Origin of the sequence: Ruminococcus flavefaciens AE3010 (assembly GCF_000526795.1) — a bacterium.
Taxonomy (GTDB): Bacteria; Bacillota; Clostridia; order Oscillospirales; family Ruminococcaceae; genus Ruminococcus; species Ruminococcus flavefaciens_D.
This window is the reverse complement of record NZ_JAGT01000001.1, coordinates 1,903,329-1,920,568: the sequence shown is the minus strand read 5'-3', so window position 1 is coordinate 1,920,568 and position 17,240 is coordinate 1,903,329. Positions and strand designations below refer to the sequence as shown.

The window sequence follows — 17,240 nt, the reverse complement described above, 5'->3', positions numbered from 1 at the left end:
TTCATCAGACGCTGTGCATGGAGTTGAATATATCTTCGTGCATTGTATGGATAGAGAGTCCAAGCTCAGTGCCGAGGGCTGTCATTCTGTCAACGAGCTCCGAGAAATCGCCCTTTATATCGGAAATGTCCACCAGCATTATCATAGCGAACATATCCTGGAGAACGCTCTGTGTTACTTCTATAACGTTTACGTTGTACTCAGCGCAGATACCGCTTACCTTGTGGAGAATACCTACAGTATCCTTACCTATAACAGTTACAACTGCTCTCATAGTAAAAACCTCCGTTTTATTGTTATATGGGGACTTTCCCCGTGATTGATATTATTATAACACACTGCTTGTAAAAAAGCAACAGCCGCAGGAAAAATTTTTCAGTGATTAGTGAGTAGAAAGTTGAGAGTTGAGAATTGAGAGTTGAGAATGTAGGGGCGCGTTCCGCGCGCCCGTCAATAAACGAAAAATACAAATGTCCAATTGTAGGGGCTGCCTTAGAAGTGCGCCAATAAAGAAGTGCTGTAAGCGATGTACGAGTAACGACATTGATGATCGTGAGCGAGTGAAACAAGCGTCAACGTGGCTAGGCGGCGCGGGCTCCGCGCTGTAGGGGCTGCCTTAGAAGTGCGCCAATAAAGAAGTGCTGTAAGCGATGTACGAGTAACGACATTGATGATCGTGAGCGAGTGAAACAAGCGTCAACGTGGCTAGGCGGCGCGGGCTCCGCGCTGTAGGGGCTGCCTTAGAAGTGCGCCAATAAAGAAGTGCTGTAAGCGATGTACGAGTAACGACATTGATGATTGTGAGCGAGTGAAACAAGCGTCAACGTGGCTAGGCGGCGCGGGCTCCGCGCTGTAGGGGCTGCCTTTGGCGGCCCGTGTATGCCTGACGATGCAATTATCATGTGTGGCAAATTAATCGGGCGGCGGAACGCCGCCCCTACACATGATTTCGGCATAATTGCATTGTGACCTGCGGACGAAAAATGTTCGCCTTTGCTTAGTTCTAAGTTCTAAGGAAGCTTTTTTCAAAAAACAGTGGAAATTTCAATTCCGATGTGTTATAATAATAGAATATAACAAAAGGGGCTGAGACTATGAAACTAATGGACTGCCATACACATACACAGTATTCGGTGGATTCCGAGGCTGATATAAATAAATGCATTGAGCGCGCCGCGGAGCTTGGACTTGCCGCCTATGCCATTACAGACCACTGTGAGTGCAACGGCTGGTATAAAGAGGAGCACTATCCCGAGAACGAAAGGTATCTGCGCGACAGCTTTGACTATGCCGCCGACTTTGAGGGCTCTGTTTCCGCAGTTACTGCCCTGAAAGAGAAGTGGGCGGGAAAGCTCAACCTTATCTGCGGTGTGGAGTTGGGACAGATACTCCATGATACGAACGCAGCAAAAATAGTCAATGCCGACAAGAGAGTTGATTTTATCATAGGCTCGGTACATCAGGTAATGGGCGAGCGTGATTTTTACTTCATAGAATACGAAAAGCTTACAATGGACGAGATATACGACCTGCTGGAGCGTTACTTCAAGGAGGTCTACGCTGTCAGCAGAACAGAGCTTTTCGACGTTATCGGACATATCACATACTGCCTGCGCTACATGAAGCAGAGACACGGCATAGAAGCCGATATAAGCCGATATGACGACATTATCGCGGAGACCTTCCGCAGCCTTGCTCAGAACGGCAAGGGCATGGAGATAAATTCATCGGGACTGAGACAGGGCTTCGGGGACAGCTTCCCGAACCTTAAATACGTCAAGCTGTTCCGTGATATGGGCGGCGAGATACTTACATTCGGCTCTGATTCACATACAGTTGAGGACATAGGCGCCGATATCGCCGACGCCATGAAAACAGCCCGAGCCGCGGGCTTCACCCGTGGAGCTTATTTCAAAAAGAGAAAACCGTATTTCATTGATATCGAGTGACAGGAGGGAATTTTATGCTGAAAAAAAGAGCTTTTTCCTTTGCAGCGGCACTGCTTATGACTGTATCGGCGTGGAGCTGCGGAAATACTCAGCCCAAGGCTGAGCCCGAAGAGAAAACAACAGCTGCCGAGACCACCGAGCCTGCCACCGAAGCCGAGAAGGAGACCTCGGGAAAGTCTGGCGACAAAGACGGCGGCATCGACCTTACATTCGGTATGCTGGGCTATGTGAAGAAAAGCAAGAGATCCTCAGCCAATGCCAATGCGTCTACTCTTTTCAAGGCGGTAAATACCGTTCTTGTGGAAGAGGAGAAGAAATTTGCGGACAATATCATCTACTCCGTAACAGATGAGGATAACGAGCTGAACAAGGGAGTGAACAAGTATTTCACGCCCATTGAGCCTCTTGAATACATCATAGTGCCTGACGAGTATGGTCAGCCGAAGCTGATACTTTGCAGCAAGAATACCAAAAAAGACGACTATGTGGGAGCTTTCGGTGATTCAGCGGTCATAAACGATCTCAGAGAGAAGACGTGGTCGGAGGTGCTTAAAATATACGGCTTTGAAGAGGGCGGATATACCGATACAAAGCTTGAAGAGGACGATTTCGGCAATAACGGCAGCGAGAGCAGTAACTTCACAGGCTCGGTGCTTCCTGTATGGGTGAACGGCAACGGCGATGAGATCGACTATGAGAATATGAGCCGCCTTGACCTGCTGGCTCTGTCTATCGGTATGGAATATATATTGGGCGAGTCTGACAAGCCCTTCTTTTACTACGGAAGATGGGACGCAGAAGAGCCCTTTACCGCAGATGTGCCGTGGGAAGTCCCCGAGCACGGCGATATGGAGTTCACCATAGAGCTTCAGGGCTTTGAGACAGGCAGAGTGATGTGCTGGGAGATCGGCACAGCCAAGTCCCTTGTTGGAAGATATAATTTCAAGGGAGAGAGAAAATTCCTCTCCGACAGCGACTGGGACGAGATACTTGAATATATGGGATATACTCAGGGCGAATACCTTGAATACGATACTCAGGACGAAAGGGAATGATATTATGAATGACATTATCAAAATATTACAGCAGAATGCTCGTATATCAGATGCGGCGCTTGGCGAAATGCTGGGCATATCGGCGGAGGAAGCTGCCGCTCGCATCGAACAGCTGGAAAAAGACGGCATTATCAAGGGCTACAGCGTTATCGTCAACGACGACCTCTATGACAAGTCCACTGTTTACGCTACTATAGAGCTTAAAGTAACTCCACAGCGCGACTGCGGCTTTGACGACATTGCCAAGACTATCATGATGTATGACGAGGTGGAAAGCGTCAGCCTTATGTCCTCGGGAGCTTACGACCTTGCAGTTGAGGTCAAGGGCAATGACCTCAAGGACGTTGCGTTCTTTGTTTCCGAGCGCCTTGCAACTATCGACGGGATACTCTCTACTTCGACTCACTTTATACTGAAAAAATACAAGGAAAAAGGCATTTTCATCGACGGTGAAGAGCCCGACGAAAGGGGACTCGGCTGATCGTGATAGATTATGATAAAGTCCTTTCGGACAAGATCAAGAGCATAAAGCCATCGGGGATTCGTAAATTCTTCGATATCGCAGGCACTATGGACGATGTTATCTCCCTGGGTGTTGGTGAGCCTGATTTCAATACTCCGTGGGCTATCAGAAAGGCTGCTATACAGGTACTTGAGCGCAAGCACATCATCTACGGACCAAATAAGGGCCTTGCGCCCCTGAGAGGTGCTATATCTCATACTATCGAGAAAAAGCACGGCATAAAGTACGATCCCGACAGTGAGGTCATCGTTACTGTAGGCGGCTCTGAGGCTATAGACCTTGCACTGAGAGGTCTCCTTGACAACGGTGACGAGGTACTGGTGGTGGAGCCCTGCTTCGTCTGTTATGCGCCCCTTGTGGAGCTTGCAGGCGGCGTGCCTGTCTCTGTGCCCACAAGGCTTGAAAACAACTTCAAGCTCACACTCGATGACTTCAAGGACAAGGTCACAGACCGCACAAAGCTCATAATACTGCCTTTCCCCAATAATCCTACTGGAGCTGTTATGACTAAGGAGGACTTGGAGCCTATTGCAGAGTTCCTCCGCGACACCAATATAATGGTGCTCAGCGACGAGATATACTCCGAGCTGACCTACGGCATGAAGCACTTCTCAATTATCGAGCTGGAGGACATGAGAGAGCGCACTATCTATGTAAACGGCTTCTCAAAGGCTTATGCCATGACGGGCTGGAGACTGGGCTATGTGACCGCTCCCGAGCCTATAATCAGCCAGATATCCAAGATACATCAGTACGGCATCATGTGCAGCCCCTTTATCAGCCAGAATGCGGCGATAGAGGCTCTTAACTCATGCGATGCCGAGGTGGCTAAAATGGTTGATGAGTACAATGTGCGCCGCCGCTATCTGGTGGGCGAGTTCAACCGTCTGGGACTGACCTGCTTCAACCCCGAGGGCGCATTCTACGTGTTCCCATGTATCAAGAGCACAGGTCTCACCAGCGAGGAATTCTGCGAGAGACTGCTCTTCGAGGGCAAGGTGGCAGCTGTTCCCGGAAGCGCTTTCGGAGACAGCGGCGAGGGCTATATGCGTATATCCTACGCTTATTCCCTTAAACACCTTATGGAGGCTATCTCACGTATCGAGAAGTTCCTGAAAAAACTGGAGGCTGAAAAGAATGAGGGTAAAAACTGCGGCTAAGATAAATCTTGCTCTGGACGTCACGGGAAAGCTCCCCAACGGCTATCACAGCCTTGAAAGCGTGTTCCAGACCGTGGGACTTTACGATGAGGTGGATATTGAGCTGACAAACAGCGGCATTGAGCTTACATGTGAAGTCCCCGAGGAGTTCGCAAGCTCCGACCCCATACCCTGTGATGAACGCAATATTGCTTATAAAGCGGCTAAGTTCTTCTTTGAGCAGAACGGTATGGACTGCGGCTGCCGTATACATATAAAAAAGGGTATACCCTCACAGGCAGGCATGGGCGGCGGAAGCACCGACGCTGCGGCTGTGCTGTACTGTCTCGGCAGAATGACGGGCAAAAACGTCAGCAATTCCGAAAAACTTGGGGCTGACGTTCCTTTCTTCCTTACGGGAGGAACTGCCTACGTTGAGGGCATCGGTGAGAGGATAACTCCCATTGCCGATTATTCGGGACGAATACTGGTCATAGCCAAGGGAAAAGAGGGCGTTTCCACGGCTGAAGCCTACGGGAATATCAACAGCCTTGAAGCACCTCAGCACCCCGAGACAAAGAAACTGACGGAGACTATAATCTCAGCTCCCGAAACGGCTTATGAATACTTCGGCAACCTCTTCGAGCAGGCTGTTAAGCTTCCCGAGGTTGACGACATCAAGGAAATAATGACTAAAGAAGGCGCAGTGAGAGCTGTTATGACGGGCAGCGGCTCGGCGGTGTTCGGACTTTTCACTGACTGCGGTACTGCTGATAAATGCGCGGAGAAGCTGAAAGAGCAGGGCTATTTCGCCTGCGTCTGCGAGACTGTCCCCGAGAGCTTTATCGTTATCTGAACTTTGGAGGATAAGCCTTTTCTTGCAGAGTTTGCCAAGTTAGATATATAAACTGATAATAAGAAGCGAAGTTGATTCGCTTCTTTTGTTTTATTTCCATATACTCCGTCAGATCAGGTGGCTCTTAGCTGCTTCTCACTATCATCAATGAGTTTTGAAAGCGTATACAAATTTGTCAATTTGATGAAAATTCACAAAAACTATTGACAAGTCAGCAGTATTCAGTTATAATTATGATATAAATCAGAGATGTTCTCGGTTTAATTTATACTTTTGCTGAAAGGTGTTGAAAAAATCATGGGTAAATTTATCATCAAGGCTACTAAGACAGGCTTCACATTCAGCCTGAAGGCAGGCAATGGAGAGGTCATCGCTACAGGCGGAGAGGTTTACAACACTCTCGCAAGTGTCAAGAATGGTATCGCTAGCGTTGCGAAGAATGCTCCCGAGGCTAATCTCGAGGATCAGACCATAGAAGGCTTCCAGACAGTGAATAACCCTAAGTTCGAGATATATAAGGACAAGTCGGGCGAATTCAGATTCCGCCTTAAAGCAAAAAACGGCGAGATTATCGCCGCCAGCGAGGGCTATGTCAAGAAGGACAGTTGTAAGAAGGGTATCGCAAGCGTCCGCAAGAACGCTGTTGACGCTCCTGTTATAGAGCCCGAGCCTGAAAAGAAATGAAAACTGAGAATGGACTGTCGCTTCGGCGGCAGTCTTTTTATATATTGAGAATATGCAGTATTATGAAGTGCATACAAACACCCTTTAATTTTTTTGCTTCCATTGGTCTTTAATTCACAAAAATCTATTGACAGAACGGCTGAAATATTATATAATAATTATGTTGTATTTATTTGCATAATATTACTATGGCAGTATATGCAGCTTTGTTTTAAATCATTATCCGCAGCGACGATAAATAAAGATGTCACCGCGGTTTAAATATGATAACGGAACAAATTTTGGACGGGGATATAACGTCCGTCTATCTTTTGCGAGCTGTGCATCAGCTCTTCATCTATATATTTATAAATGAATAAAATAATGCGGCATTTACCGCCTTTAAGTAATAATTAAAATTATGATACAAACTTTTGATTATTTTTTACGAAAAGGAGGTAATGCACTGTATGGATCTGATAATCGCTATTGTCCTTATAATTGCTGCCCTTGCAGCAGGCGTTGGAGTGGGTTATGCTCTGTTCTACAAAAAGGGCGTCGAGGCAGGCGTTGAAAAGCGCAAGCGCGATGCAGAAGCAATCGTAGGTTCTGCTGAACAGCAGGCAGAGCGCATCGTCGAGGATGCTGAAAAGGACGCTGACAATAAGAAAAAAAGCGCCCTCATCGAAGCTAAGGACGAAATACATAAGCTCCGCACCGAGGCGGATAAGGAGATCAAGGATCGCAGAGCAGAGCTGTCACGTCAGGAAAGACGTATGCAGCAGAAAGAAGAGAATTTAGACAAGAAAACCGATAATCTCGAAAAGAAGGAGGAGACTCTCAATCAGAAGATAAAGTCAGCTGACGAAAAACTCAAGGAAGCTGATTCTATCAAGAAGAGCCAGATGGATATTCTGGAGAGGATCTCCGAATTTACAAAGGATCAGGCTAAGGAGTACATCATTTCAAAGCTGGAGGACGACCTCGTTCACGAAAAGGCTGTGAAAGTACAGGCTTACGAGCAGATCATCAAGGACGAATGTCAGGAGAAGGCAAGAAGCTATATCTCCCTCGCTATCGCCAAGGTGGCTGCGGATCAGGTCTCAGAGGCGGCTGTATCAGTCGTTCCGCTTCCAAATGACGAAATGAAGGGCCGTATCATCGGCCGTGAGGGTCGTAACATAAGAACTCTCGAAACACTGACAGGCGTCGATCTTATCATCGACGATACTCCCGAGGCTATTACGATCTCCTGCTTTGACCAGATCAGACGTGAGGTCGCAAGGATCGCCCTGGAAAAGCTTATTTCCGACGGTCGTATCCACCCCACACGTATCGAGGAAATGGTCGAGAAGGCTCGCCGCGAGGTAGAGTACCGCATCAAGCAGGAGGGTGAACGCGCTGTCATCGAGACTAACGTTCACGGCCTTAACCACGAGCTTATCAAGCTTATCGGACGTCTTAAATTCCGTACAAGCTACAGACAGAACGTGCTCGATCATTCCATTGAGGTCGCTAAGCTCTGCGGAGTTCTCGCTTCCGAGCTTGGTGTTGACGCAAATATGGCAAGACGTGCAGGACTTCTCCACGATATCGGTAAGGCTCTTACCTCCGAGATCGAGGGTTCACACGTTCAGATCGGTGTCGATGTTTGTAAAAAATACAACGAAAATCCTGTTATTATACACGCTGTCGAAGCTCACCACAACGATGTTGAGCCGAAAACAGTTATTGCCTGCATAGTTCAGGCAGCCGACGCTATCTCCGCTGCAAGACCTGCCGCAAGAAGCGAAAACTACGAAAGCTATATCAAGCGCCTCCAGAAGCTTGAGGAGATATGCACCTCATACGACGGCGTTGAGAAATGCTTTGCTGTACAGGCAGGACGTGAAGTCAGGATCATGGTCACACCCGAAGTCATCAATGATGAGAAAATGGTTCTCGTCGCAAGACAGATCGCTCAGCAGATCGAGTCTGAGATGGATTATCCGGGACAGATCAAGGTCAATCTCATTCGTGAGAGCAGAGTTACTGACTACGCAAAATAATGCACTCTGCTGCGGTAGCTTTACCGCAGAACGTCTGGCTGTCGGGCATATTATGCTCGACAGCCGCTTTTTATTTCACTGTGGAGACCTGAGAAAACTTTTCCCATGTCTTCAGAATGAAATGAGGATCAGAAGAGATGATAAATACAGAGGGAGGTAAAAATCATGAAAAAGACAAAGATCTGGGGGCTTATTACATCTGCTGCGGCTGCGGCAGTGCTTGCACTTGCGTCTGTTCCGTGGTCGGCTTCGGCTGCATGGGAGCAGATCGACAGCATGGGCGAGCTCAACGGCGATAAACAAGTAAATGTATCGGACATGGTAACGCTTTGCAGACACCTGCACGGCAGGGAGGCTCTCGGCGACAAGAGTATCTGTAACCTTGGGAGCGGCAAATATGCCATAAAGATGACTCCCGAGCAGGTGATAAATGTCAGCGGCGGGACCTCTGTCCAGAAAGCCGACCTTAACAGGGACGGCGTCATAGATATCTTCGACCTTGTGGAGATGCGGAAAAAGCTCATCTCCAAGGAAAAGTGCGGAGAGATATTCCGGTGGAATGAGGAGACTACCACCACGACCAAGGTCACTACAACAACGACTACAACTACTACAACAACGACTACGACAACTGCTCCGCCGACTGCCACAACGACAACTACGGCTCCTGCCAAGAAAAACTTTATCTCGGCGCCTATCCACGATATGTACGGAAGTCTGCCGTCACAGGGCAAGGCTAAGCTCATAATCTTTTATGTGGATTTCCCTGACTGCAAATTCGACTATGAGCCTACCACGGACAGGATAGAGGAGATCGCTTTCGGTCCCGAGAACGAAAGCTCGCCTCTGTACCCCTATGAGAGCTGTGCGGCGTTCTATTCAAGAGCTTCAAAGGGAACTATGAAGCTTCAGGGCAAGGCTTACAGGTATACCTGCAAGAAGAATATATCTTCCTATGAGGGAGACGTTTTCAAGGCTGACTTTACTACAGAGGTAGTAAAGAATATGAACAGCGTGGTGGACTATTCACAGTTCGACGCTGACCATGACGGCACAGTCGATGCTATACTGTTCTGCGTTCCGCGCTCCTCTGACGAGAATGAGTGGTGGCCATGCGCAGGCGAGTTCGGCGGAGACTACTGGCTCAAGCTGGACGGCATGACTATGGGACACGTTATCACAGGCAATGCGGATATAATTTCCGATACCGACTATTCGGACTTTACCTCCACATATCTCCACGAAATGGGTCACTGTATGGGACTTCCCGACTATTACCTTTACGGAGCGGAGGACTTTGAGGGACTTCACGGCTCGGCAGGCTATGACCTTATGGACGAGGCGCATTCGGATTTCAGCGCCATATCAAAGCTGATGCTGGGCTGGTACAGAGAGGATCAGATACAGGTCTACGACAGCTCAAAGGGCACTCAGACCTTTACGCTCACAAACGGTCAGAGCGATGAGGGCAACTGCCTTATCATACCGCGGGGTACTCTCGACAGCGAATACAAGTCGGAATACTTTATTCTCGAATATACCACTCTCGATAAGAACAACAGCGATGTCAAGAAGAACTTCTGGTGGCGTCCTACGGGAACAGGCGTAAGGCTGCTCCATATAGAGGCGACCAAGTACAACGACGGCTGGCGCGAGGTGTTCAAGTATGAGAGCGGCAACGACGACTTCACAAATAAGGACGCAGGCAGACGCTTTGTAAGACTTGTCAATGACGGCGACAAGGATAATCTGCTGAGAACGGGAAGCGTGGTCGATAATAAGGTCAGCGGTTTTGCATGGTATGACAGCAGCGGCGGTCAGACCATAGATCCCAATATCATTATCACTGTTGGTGAGAAAAACGGCGACAGCTATACAGTTACCGTTTCAAATAAATAATTCTGCTTGAATTGCAGAAAGGAATTTTTTAGAATGGCAAAAACTATCTTTAACACATCGGAAAAATCGAACTTCATACTCAACATGACAGAGGAGCAGTATTCAAAGCTGGCTTCCCGCGGACTCATAGCTGCAATGCTTCTGGTGCCGCTGTTTACCATTATCCCTGAGGTAACGGATAAGGCTTCATATGCGTTCTCGGCAGGTGGACTTGCTGTGGGCGGCGTAATATGCATGATACTGGCACTCATCGGCATGATGAAAAAATATATCGGCAAAGGTGCGGTGATCCCCGTTATTGCTATGGGCGCACTTGTGCTATGGGGAGTTATATCCCTCATAAACGGCTATGATCTGAACATATCTATGTACGGATACCATAACAGAGGCGAGGGGCTCCTTGCGATACTGTTCTACTTCGGTTTCTTCACAACGGCTGCGGCTGTTAAGCGCGAAACAGCTGTAAAAACTCTGATAAACGGCATAGTCGCAGTGGGAATACTCAACAGCGCTGTGTCCTTGATACAGATATTCATTACGAACAAGCATTATCAGTTCGTTTCTGTAGATGATGAGGCCATGGCAGCTTCGGGACTTTCAATGTCTCCCGTATTCCTTGCAATGGTGCTCACCCTTGCACTGGCAGCTGCGCTCATAGGCTTTGTAACATCTGAAAGCAAAAAACGCAGGATACTATTTATCTGTGCAGCGGCGCTCTTCTCATTCGTTATCATGTTCACATACACCATTGTTGGTATCTGCGGACTTGTATTCTCTGCGGCAGCAGCGATCGCGGCTGTATTTGCACTGAAAGCTCCCAAGAGCCGCCTTGTATCTGTTCTTGCAGCAGCTGTTTCCGCAGTTCTTGCAGTGGTACTTGTCTATGCAGGAGCTATCGGAAATATTACAAGCTACAGAACATACGACGGCAGGATAGCATGGTGGGCTGATGCATACATGAGGGCGTCTGCTTCGGGCAACTTCAACTCTGATATCATCAATATCGATGATCCTGTTGACGTTTATACCTATATGAACGAAAAGACCGTGGACATAATCCAGAAGAATCCGCTGACAGGTACGGGACCCGAGCAGCTTGCTTTCCCGCAGGTCCGCAAGGTAAATGACCTTACCGAGATAGAGGACATCATGACTGCCAATGACGGCATCTTCGACAAGGACTATAATGAGTACCTCTATACTGCGGCTACAAGAGGAATACCGTCCCTTATCGCTCTTGTTCTTGCACTTGTACCTGCACTGCTCATCGGCTATAAGTCCATGCGCAAAAGAAAGAGTGCCGAGGCGTTCACAGCCTTTGTGCTTACACTGGGCGGCGTGCTGATGTTCTTCATCAGCTGCAGCAGTATCGCATATGCTCCCATATTCTGGGCGGCAGCAGGAACAGCCTGTGCTGCTGTAGAAAAGCCCGAGAAAAAGGAAGCTCCCGAGAAGTCTGCAAAGAAGAATGCCAAGGCTGAAAAGGAAGCCGCCGAGAAACCTGCAAAGAAAAATACCAAAGCTGAAAAGAAAGCATGACCGTAAAGCCCTGAGAGTCCGACTCTCAGGACTTTTTTGCGGATATACAGCGATTTTTGTCAAAATTGTAAGTATCTGCTAACAAAAAACTATTGATTTTTCACGCAGATATGGTACAATAAAATCACGGGGAGCAGAAGCTCCGCGAATAACACGGAGGTGTATGTAAATGGCATATATTATTTCTGACGATTGTGTAATGTGTGGTGCTTGTGCAGGCGAGTGTCCTGTAGGCGCTATCTCTGAAGGTGACGGAAAATACGTTATCGACGCAGACGCTTGCGTAGAGTGCGGTGCTTGTGCAGGCGCATGTCCTGTAGGTGCTCCTAACGCTGAGTAATCACGAAAAGAAATGATAAGCAGTTCCGATAAGGGAACTGCTTATTTTTTTTTGCCTGCTTATTCGCAGCAGCCGGAACGGACTACAAAGGAATTGCAGTCTGTACACTCGGGGACGGTGGGGTTATCCTCATGTGTGCCCACTGAAATGCAGTCGAGAGAGCAGTAGTTCTCGGTCACGAGATTGTGGCGGCACTGGGATACGTCGCACTTTATGCTCTTGTTCTTTTTCTGTTCGTCCATGGTAACATCTCCATTCACATTTTTAGCTCCCTTTTTCAGGAACATAAATAGTATTAACAGTATTTTAAGAATTATTACAGCATGAATACAAATTTGCTGAAATATTGACTTTTGGAATGGTTTGTGATAATATTATCATATGGGGCTATAAGGCTTCTCAATAACATGATATTTATCAGGAGGGGATCAGTATGTTTGAAAATGATCACAATGAAAACGGCATGGAAAACACACAGTTCGACAGCCAGCCCGTTAATGACGACCTCAGCGTTTCAGGCGTTGACAATGTCACTAAGAAGGGCAAGGGCAAGAAGGCTGCTCTGATAGGGGGAATATCGGCAGCTGTAGTTGTAGGCGGTTCGGCTACTGCATATGCAGCATCTGATACTGTCAAGAATCAGGTAAAGCTCAGACTGAGCAGTCCTGAAAATTATTATGCATGGGTGACTGAGAACAACTCAAAGAATCTCGGTCAGATACTCAGCGAGAATTACAAGAAGACTATCGATAATATGGAGAAGGGCACTGACGCTAAGTTCAAGCTCTCCTTTGAACCGACTCAGGAAACCAAGGATATACTCATTGATGAGTTATTCAGCGGCAGCTCCAATGATGAGACAAAGCAGTTCGAGGACATCATAAAGAATAACGATTCCATCGGCATCACTGCCGGCTGGTCTGCAAAGAAGGGCAAGACAAACGGCAGCTTCGGACTTGAACTCAGCGACAAGCATATCGTAGGCGTGGATACTGCCATTGATGCAGACACTATGGATTACTTTGTCCGTATCCCCGAGCTCAAGGAGCAGTGGATAGGCGTATCTATGGGCGAGACAATGGACGAGCTCATGAGCGACGAAGAGGCAAATGCTGTTATTCAGACATATAAGGACATCATGAACGATCCTGCTTCATTCCTTTCACCTGACGAGCTGGAGACTGAGGTCAACAGATATGTGGGCGTATGGAGCAAGTTTGCAGACGATGTAAAGCTGGAAAAGAAAGAGGCTGTTGATATCTGCGATATAACAGTCAACTATACAGTTGCTTCTGTAGAGCTCAAGGAAAAGGACGCTGTAAAGCTTGGACTTAAATACCTCGAGGAGCTCAAGGACGACGATATCATCAAGGGCATCGTTGTTGACAAGGTAAAGGCTGTTGACGACGACGAATACATGGAGGATATCGACGACGCTATCGACGATCTGAAGGATCAGCTTGAAGATGACGACTTCGATGAGGACACTACATTAACTATCGATACATATATCGACGCTACAGGTACTATCCGCGGTTTCGGCTTCTCTGCTGATGAAGATGAATTCTCAATGATACTCGGCAAGGACGGTGACGACGTCAGAGGCGAAATGAGATTCGTTGAAGAGGGCGAAGAGGAATTCTCCGTAAAGCTTTCAGCTGAGGAACAGGGCAAGGACAAGTACACAGGCAGCCTTACTTTCGCTTATCCCAGCTATTCATACGACGACGATTACAACAGAGTATCAGAGACTAAGGAAGCTGTTGTCAAGTTCGACGATTTTGAGATCGTTGAAAAGGAAAAAGGCTACTTCAACGGCGATTTCGTTATAGAGATCCCGGACGTTGATCCTATCGGCATCTCATTTAGCTCAGACGGCAAGAAGCAGGAAGTAAGCTATGAGGTAGAAATTAAGGGTAAAGACTACGGCAAGCTCAAGCTGGCTTACTCTGTTGATTACGGCACAGACACTGATGTTCCCAGCAAGGACAGCGCATTCATGGTAGACGTTAAGAATGCTGACAACTTCCAGCTCGATGAGTACGTTTCACAGGACGAGTTCAGCAAGTTCGCAAAGGGCATCATGAATGATGTAGGCATTGACGACAAGACTGCCGAGGAGCTTGCAAAGTATGCTACAGAAGAGCTTTTTGGCAGCATGGACAGCGGTTTTGACATTGATGATGATTTTGACTGGGACGACGATGATCTCGACTTCGACTTCGATGATGACGAGGACGTACCAAGAACCACATCTGCTTTCGATGATGATGATTACGACTTCGACTTCAGCTTTGATCCCAGCCAGTTCAAGTATGAGGACTACAAGGACTTCATGACAGAAGAGCAGTTCAATGAGTTCGTTGAAGAGATGCAGAAGTACGCTGACGAGTATTCAAGCACCGCTTCAAAGACAACAACAAAGAAGGCTTCATAAACGAACCTGTAGGGAACGGCGCCCTCGCCGTTCCGATATAAATAAAATTAAGACCTCCGTTTATCGGAGGTCTTTTTTGTTGTTCATTAGTAGTAAAAGTTTTCCTGCTCTCTCTTGTTAACGCGGTACAAGATCGTCATGGCAGATCCCACTGCAAGAAATAAAATACCCATTATAGGCAGGAAATTGAACGCTTCTGCCTCGCCATCTAGGTAATATATACTCGGATCATTCGGATCATAGTGTATGGTCACTTTGGTGCCCTTACTCAATGAACTGTTTCGTCTGGCGATGGCGCTTTGCCTGAAAACATCGTCTGTTTCAACCAATATGTAAGCGGTAGTAGTGGTTTCGGAGTATCTGACCTTTTTGCCGTCCTGATATCTCCATTTGTGCTCTGTCTTTACTTCGGTGTGTGAGACTGTACCATAGACTTTAGCGGTGCATCTTTCTATTTTTGCCAGCGAAGTACGGTAACTGCAAAATGATAATGATAACAACAGCGCCGATATTATAAATACCGCTGCGATATGGTATATTTTTATCTTTTTGATAAGCTCATAGAACTCACTGAAAATGCTGTCTTCCCTCATTTATTTCTCTGATATGGCTTTAAGCTTGGTGAGTATGATGTTTGCTGCGTCGAATTTGCTCATGAGCTCCATTTCCTCAGTGTCCTCGGGAGTTATCATGGTTATGATATTGGTGTCTGTGCCGAAGCCCGAGCCTGCTTTTCTCAGGGAGTTTGCGCATATCATGTCGCAGTTCTTCTTTGTCAGCTTTGCACGGGAGTTCTCGATAACGTTGTCGGTCTCCATAGAGAAGCCGCATATTACCTGTCCTGCTCGGCGGTTCTCGCCGATATATTTGAGGATATCCGTGGTACGCTTCAGCGGTATGCTCATATCGCCGTCGGACTTTTTTATCTTGCTGTCGGCAGTAGTCACGGGAGTATAATCCGCAACGGCAGCTGCCTTTATAACGATGTCTGTGCTGTCAAGGCGCTCCTTGACGGCATTGAACATATCCTCGGCAGACTTTACGGGAACTACATTCACGAACATAGGGGGCTCAACATCGGTATGAGCTGCAACCACGGTAACATCAGCTCCGCGGAGCATTGCTGCTCTTGCAAGGGCAAAGCCCATTTTGCCGCTGGAATGGTTGGAGATAAAGCGGACGGGGTCTATGCTCTCGCGGGTAGCTCCTGCGGTAACGAGTATGCGTTTGCCTGCAAGGTCTTTCTCAAAGGCAGCCTCGCGGACTATGTACTCCAGCAGAGTTTCCTCGTCGGGGAGCTTTCCGTCGCCGATATCGCGGTTTGCAAGCATTCCGCGGACAGGCTCCACTATCTCATAGCCGAACTTTTTCAGCTTTTCTATGTTGTCCTGAACGATAGGATTGTGGAACATATTATGGTTCATGGCAGGTGCGATTATCTTCTTGCAGGTGCAAGCCATGACTGTAGTTGTCAGCATATCGTCCGCAATGCCGTTTGCTATCTTGCCGATAACGTTTGCGGAAGCAGGAGCTATCATAACTACGTCAGCCTTTTTTGCAATGGAAACGTGCTCCACGCTGTATTCAAAATTGCGGTCAAAGGTGTCGATAAGGCACTTGTGCTGAGTAAGAGTCTCGAAAGTAAGGGGGTGAACGAAGTTAAGTGAATTTGGTGTCATTGCAACGTGTACGTCAGCTCCCAGCTTTGTGAGCATACGCGCTAAGTTGCATATCTTGTATACTGCGATAGAGCCTGTGACTCCCAGTAATACGGTCTTTCCTGTAAGCATTTCATTCACCTCATATATGGAGTTCGTTGGGACAATCCTCGCCCTTTACACAGGCGAGAATGTTGCTGACTGTGGTCTCTGCGATGTTGTGGAGAGCCTCCTCCGTAAGGAATGCCTGATGTGAAGTAACGATAACATTAGGCATGGAGATAAGTCTCGCAAGGGTATCGTCGGCAATGATGTGTCCCGAGAAGTCCTGGAAGAACACGTCGGCTTCTTCCTCGTATACGTCAAGGCAGGCAGCTCCTATCTTACGGGCTTTAATGCCCTCAAGTAGGGCTTCTGCGTCGATGAGGGCACCTCTTGAAGTATTGACGATGACCACGCCCTTTTTCAGCTTGTCAATTGATTTGCTGTCTATCATATGATATGTTTCCTCGGTGAGAGGGCAGTGGAAGGAGATTATGTCGCTGCGGCTGAAAAGCTCGTCCAGCTCAACATAGTCTATGCCGCTGTCCTTTGCGGGGAACTTGTCATAAGCGATAACGTTCATGCCGAAGCCGCGGCAGATGTTGATGAAGATGCGTCCTATCTTACCTGTACCCACAACGCCCACGGTCTTGCCGTGGAGGTCAAAGCCTGTGAGCCCGTTCAGTGAGAAGTTGTGGTCTCTTGTGCGGATAAACGCCTTGTGAACGCGGCGTATAGATGTGAGGAGGAGCGCCATTGCGTGCTCGGCAACTGCGTAAGGGGAGTAAGCGGGGACGCTGACAACCTTTATCTTGTCCTTTGCGTACTTGATGTCAACATTGTTGTAGCCTGCGCAGCGGAGTGCAAGGACTTTGACGCCCAGCTCGCAGAGCCTGTCGATAACTGCTGCGTTGACGGTATCGTTTACGAAAACGCAGGCCGCGTCACAGCCCTTTGCAAGAGCAACTGTGTCCTCGTTGAGCTTGGTCTCGTAGAACTTGAACTTGATATTGTTCTCCTTGCCCAGCTTTTCAAAGGACGGCATATCGTATTGCTTTGTATCGTAAAATGCTACTTTCATGGCGATCCACC

16 protein-coding genes are annotated in these 17,240 nt (G+C 47.8%); 11 read left to right on the top strand and 5 right to left on the bottom strand.

Going from position 1 to position 17,240, the window contains the following annotated elements; genetic code table 11:
* Nucleotides 1–4 precede the first annotated feature (4 nt).
* Nucleotides 5–274, bottom strand: coding sequence for an ACT domain-containing protein (locus tag N774_RS0108250; protein ID WP_024860791.1), 270 nt, complete (start codon nucleotides 272–274; stop codon nucleotides 5–7).
* An 820-nt stretch (nucleotides 275–1,094) separates the two neighbouring features.
* Between N774_RS0108250 and N774_RS0108245 the strand changes: the two genes are divergently transcribed.
* The 10 genes from N774_RS0108245 to N774_RS0108200 all read left to right on the top strand — a co-directional run bounded on the left by N774_RS0108245 (nucleotide 1,095) and on the right by N774_RS0108200 (nucleotide 12,011).
* Nucleotides 1,095–1,949, top strand: a complete 855-nt coding sequence (locus tag N774_RS0108245) for a histidinol-phosphatase HisJ family protein (RefSeq protein WP_024860790.1) — start codon at nucleotides 1,095–1,097, stop codon at nucleotides 1,947–1,949.
* A gap of 14 nt (nucleotides 1,950–1,963) precedes the next feature.
* A complete protein-coding gene (locus tag N774_RS0108240; RefSeq protein ID WP_024860789.1) occupies nucleotides 1,964–3,004 on the top strand; it encodes a hypothetical protein in 1,041 nt (346 codons plus the stop codon).
* A gap of 4 nt (nucleotides 3,005–3,008) precedes the next feature.
* Nucleotides 3,009–3,485, top strand: a complete 477-nt coding sequence (locus N774_RS0108235) for an Lrp/AsnC family transcriptional regulator (RefSeq protein WP_024860788.1) — start codon at nucleotides 3,009–3,011, stop codon at nucleotides 3,483–3,485.
* A gap of 2 nt (nucleotides 3,486–3,487) precedes the next feature.
* Complete coding sequence (locus N774_RS0108230) at nucleotides 3,488–4,687, top strand: aminotransferase class I/II-fold pyridoxal phosphate-dependent enzyme (RefSeq protein ID WP_024860787.1); 1,200 nt, start codon at nucleotides 3,488–3,490, stop codon at nucleotides 4,685–4,687.
* Nucleotides 4,665–5,522 (top strand): 4-(cytidine 5'-diphospho)-2-C-methyl-D-erythritol kinase, encoded by an 858-nt coding sequence (ispE, locus tag N774_RS0108225; protein WP_024860786.1) that lies wholly within the window; start codon nucleotides 4,665–4,667, stop codon nucleotides 5,520–5,522. The genes N774_RS0108230 and ispE overlap by 23 nt, the downstream gene beginning before the upstream one ends.
* Nucleotides 5,523–5,819: 297 nt before the next feature.
* Nucleotides 5,820–6,206 carry a YegP family protein gene (locus N774_RS0108220; protein WP_024860785.1) on the top strand — a complete coding sequence of 129 codons (387 nt, stop codon included), beginning with the start codon at nucleotides 5,820–5,822 and terminating at the stop codon, nucleotides 6,204–6,206.
* 449 nt (nucleotides 6,207–6,655) lie between these two features.
* Nucleotides 6,656–8,233: a ribonuclease Y gene (gene rny / locus N774_RS0108215; RefSeq protein WP_024860784.1), complete on the top strand. Its 1,578-nt coding sequence runs from the start codon at nucleotides 6,656–6,658 to the stop codon at nucleotides 8,231–8,233.
* 165 nt (nucleotides 8,234–8,398) lie between these two features.
* Nucleotides 8,399–10,132: a dockerin type I domain-containing protein gene (locus tag N774_RS0108210; RefSeq protein ID WP_024860783.1), complete on the top strand. Its 1,734-nt coding sequence runs from the start codon at nucleotides 8,399–8,401 to the stop codon at nucleotides 10,130–10,132.
* 33 nt (nucleotides 10,133–10,165) lie between these two features.
* Nucleotides 10,166–11,671 (top strand): O-antigen ligase family protein, encoded by a 1,506-nt coding sequence (locus N774_RS0108205; RefSeq protein ID WP_024860782.1) that lies wholly within the window; start codon nucleotides 10,166–10,168, stop codon nucleotides 11,669–11,671.
* 169 nt (nucleotides 11,672–11,840) lie between these two features.
* Complete coding sequence (locus N774_RS0108200; RefSeq protein ID WP_024860781.1) at nucleotides 11,841–12,011, top strand: DUF362 domain-containing protein; 171 nt, start codon at nucleotides 11,841–11,843, stop codon at nucleotides 12,009–12,011.
* 59 nt (nucleotides 12,012–12,070) lie between these two features.
* Here N774_RS0108200 and N774_RS0108195 read toward each other — a convergent pair whose 3' ends face one another.
* Entirely contained in the window at nucleotides 12,071–12,298 is a 228-nt protein-coding gene (locus tag N774_RS0108195; RefSeq protein WP_431767932.1) for a DUF1540 domain-containing protein, read from the bottom strand.
* A 146-nt stretch (nucleotides 12,299–12,444) separates the two neighbouring features.
* On the opposite strand from N774_RS0108195, the gene N774_RS18220 reads away from it, so the two are divergent.
* Nucleotides 12,445–14,448: a DUF6583 family protein gene (locus N774_RS18220; RefSeq protein ID WP_024860779.1), complete on the top strand. Its 2,004-nt coding sequence runs from the start codon at nucleotides 12,445–12,447 to the stop codon at nucleotides 14,446–14,448.
* 86 nt (nucleotides 14,449–14,534) lie between these two features.
* Here the strand turns inward: N774_RS18220 and N774_RS0108185 are convergent, their stop codons facing one another.
* The 3 genes from N774_RS0108185 to N774_RS0108175 are packed head-to-tail and all read right to left on the bottom strand — an operon-like array spanning nucleotide 14,535 to nucleotide 17,229.
* Nucleotides 14,535–15,041: a DUF3592 domain-containing protein gene (locus N774_RS0108185; RefSeq protein ID WP_024860778.1), complete on the bottom strand. Its 507-nt coding sequence runs from the start codon at nucleotides 15,039–15,041 to the stop codon at nucleotides 14,535–14,537.
* On the bottom strand, nucleotides 15,042–16,238 hold the full coding sequence (coaBC, locus tag N774_RS0108180; protein WP_024860777.1) for a bifunctional phosphopantothenoylcysteine decarboxylase/phosphopantothenate--cysteine ligase CoaBC: 1,197 nt from the start codon (nucleotides 16,236–16,238) through the stop codon (nucleotides 15,042–15,044).
* A gap of 10 nt (nucleotides 16,239–16,248) precedes the next feature.
* Nucleotides 16,249–17,229, bottom strand: coding sequence for a 2-hydroxyacid dehydrogenase (locus N774_RS0108175; protein WP_196231540.1), 981 nt, complete (start codon nucleotides 17,227–17,229; stop codon nucleotides 16,249–16,251).
* Nucleotides 17,230–17,240 lie beyond the last annotated feature (11 nt).

Excerpts from the sequence above, each read along its gene's own strand:
- N774_RS0108250 (WP_024860791.1), bottom strand. The coding sequence starts at position 274 with ATGAGAGCAGTTGTAACTGTTATAGGTAAGGATACTGTAGGTATTCTC.
- N774_RS0108245 (WP_024860790.1), top strand. The coding sequence starts at position 1,095 with ATGAAACTAATGGACTGCCATACACATACACAGTATTCGGTGGATTCC.
- N774_RS0108240 (WP_024860789.1), top strand. The coding sequence starts at position 1,964 with ATGCTGAAAAAAAGAGCTTTTTCCTTTGCAGCGGCACTGCTTATGACT.
- N774_RS0108235 (WP_024860788.1), top strand. The coding sequence starts at position 3,009 with ATGAATGACATTATCAAAATATTACAGCAGAATGCTCGTATATCAGAT.
- ispE (WP_024860786.1), top strand. The coding sequence starts at position 4,665 with ATGAGGGTAAAAACTGCGGCTAAGATAAATCTTGCTCTGGACGTCACG.
- N774_RS0108220 (WP_024860785.1), top strand. The coding sequence starts at position 5,820 with ATGGGTAAATTTATCATCAAGGCTACTAAGACAGGCTTCACATTCAGC.
- rny (WP_024860784.1), top strand. The coding sequence starts at position 6,656 with ATGGATCTGATAATCGCTATTGTCCTTATAATTGCTGCCCTTGCAGCA.
- N774_RS0108210 (WP_024860783.1), top strand. The coding sequence starts at position 8,399 with ATGAAAAAGACAAAGATCTGGGGGCTTATTACATCTGCTGCGGCTGCG.
- N774_RS0108205 (WP_024860782.1), top strand. The coding sequence starts at position 10,166 with ATGGCAAAAACTATCTTTAACACATCGGAAAAATCGAACTTCATACTC.
- N774_RS0108200 (WP_024860781.1), top strand. The coding sequence starts at position 11,841 with ATGGCATATATTATTTCTGACGATTGTGTAATGTGTGGTGCTTGTGCA.
- N774_RS0108195 (WP_431767932.1), bottom strand. The coding sequence starts at position 12,298 with ATGTTCCTGAAAAAGGGAGCTAAAAATGTGAATGGAGATGTTACCATG.
- N774_RS18220 (WP_024860779.1), top strand. The coding sequence starts at position 12,445 with ATGTTTGAAAATGATCACAATGAAAACGGCATGGAAAACACACAGTTC.
- N774_RS0108185 (WP_024860778.1), bottom strand. The coding sequence starts at position 15,041 with ATGAGGGAAGACAGCATTTTCAGTGAGTTCTATGAGCTTATCAAAAAG.
- coaBC (WP_024860777.1), bottom strand. The coding sequence starts at position 16,238 with ATGCTTACAGGAAAGACCGTATTACTGGGAGTCACAGGCTCTATCGCA.
- N774_RS0108175 (WP_196231540.1), bottom strand. The coding sequence starts at position 17,229 with ATGAAAGTAGCATTTTACGATACAAAGCAATACGATATGCCGTCCTTT.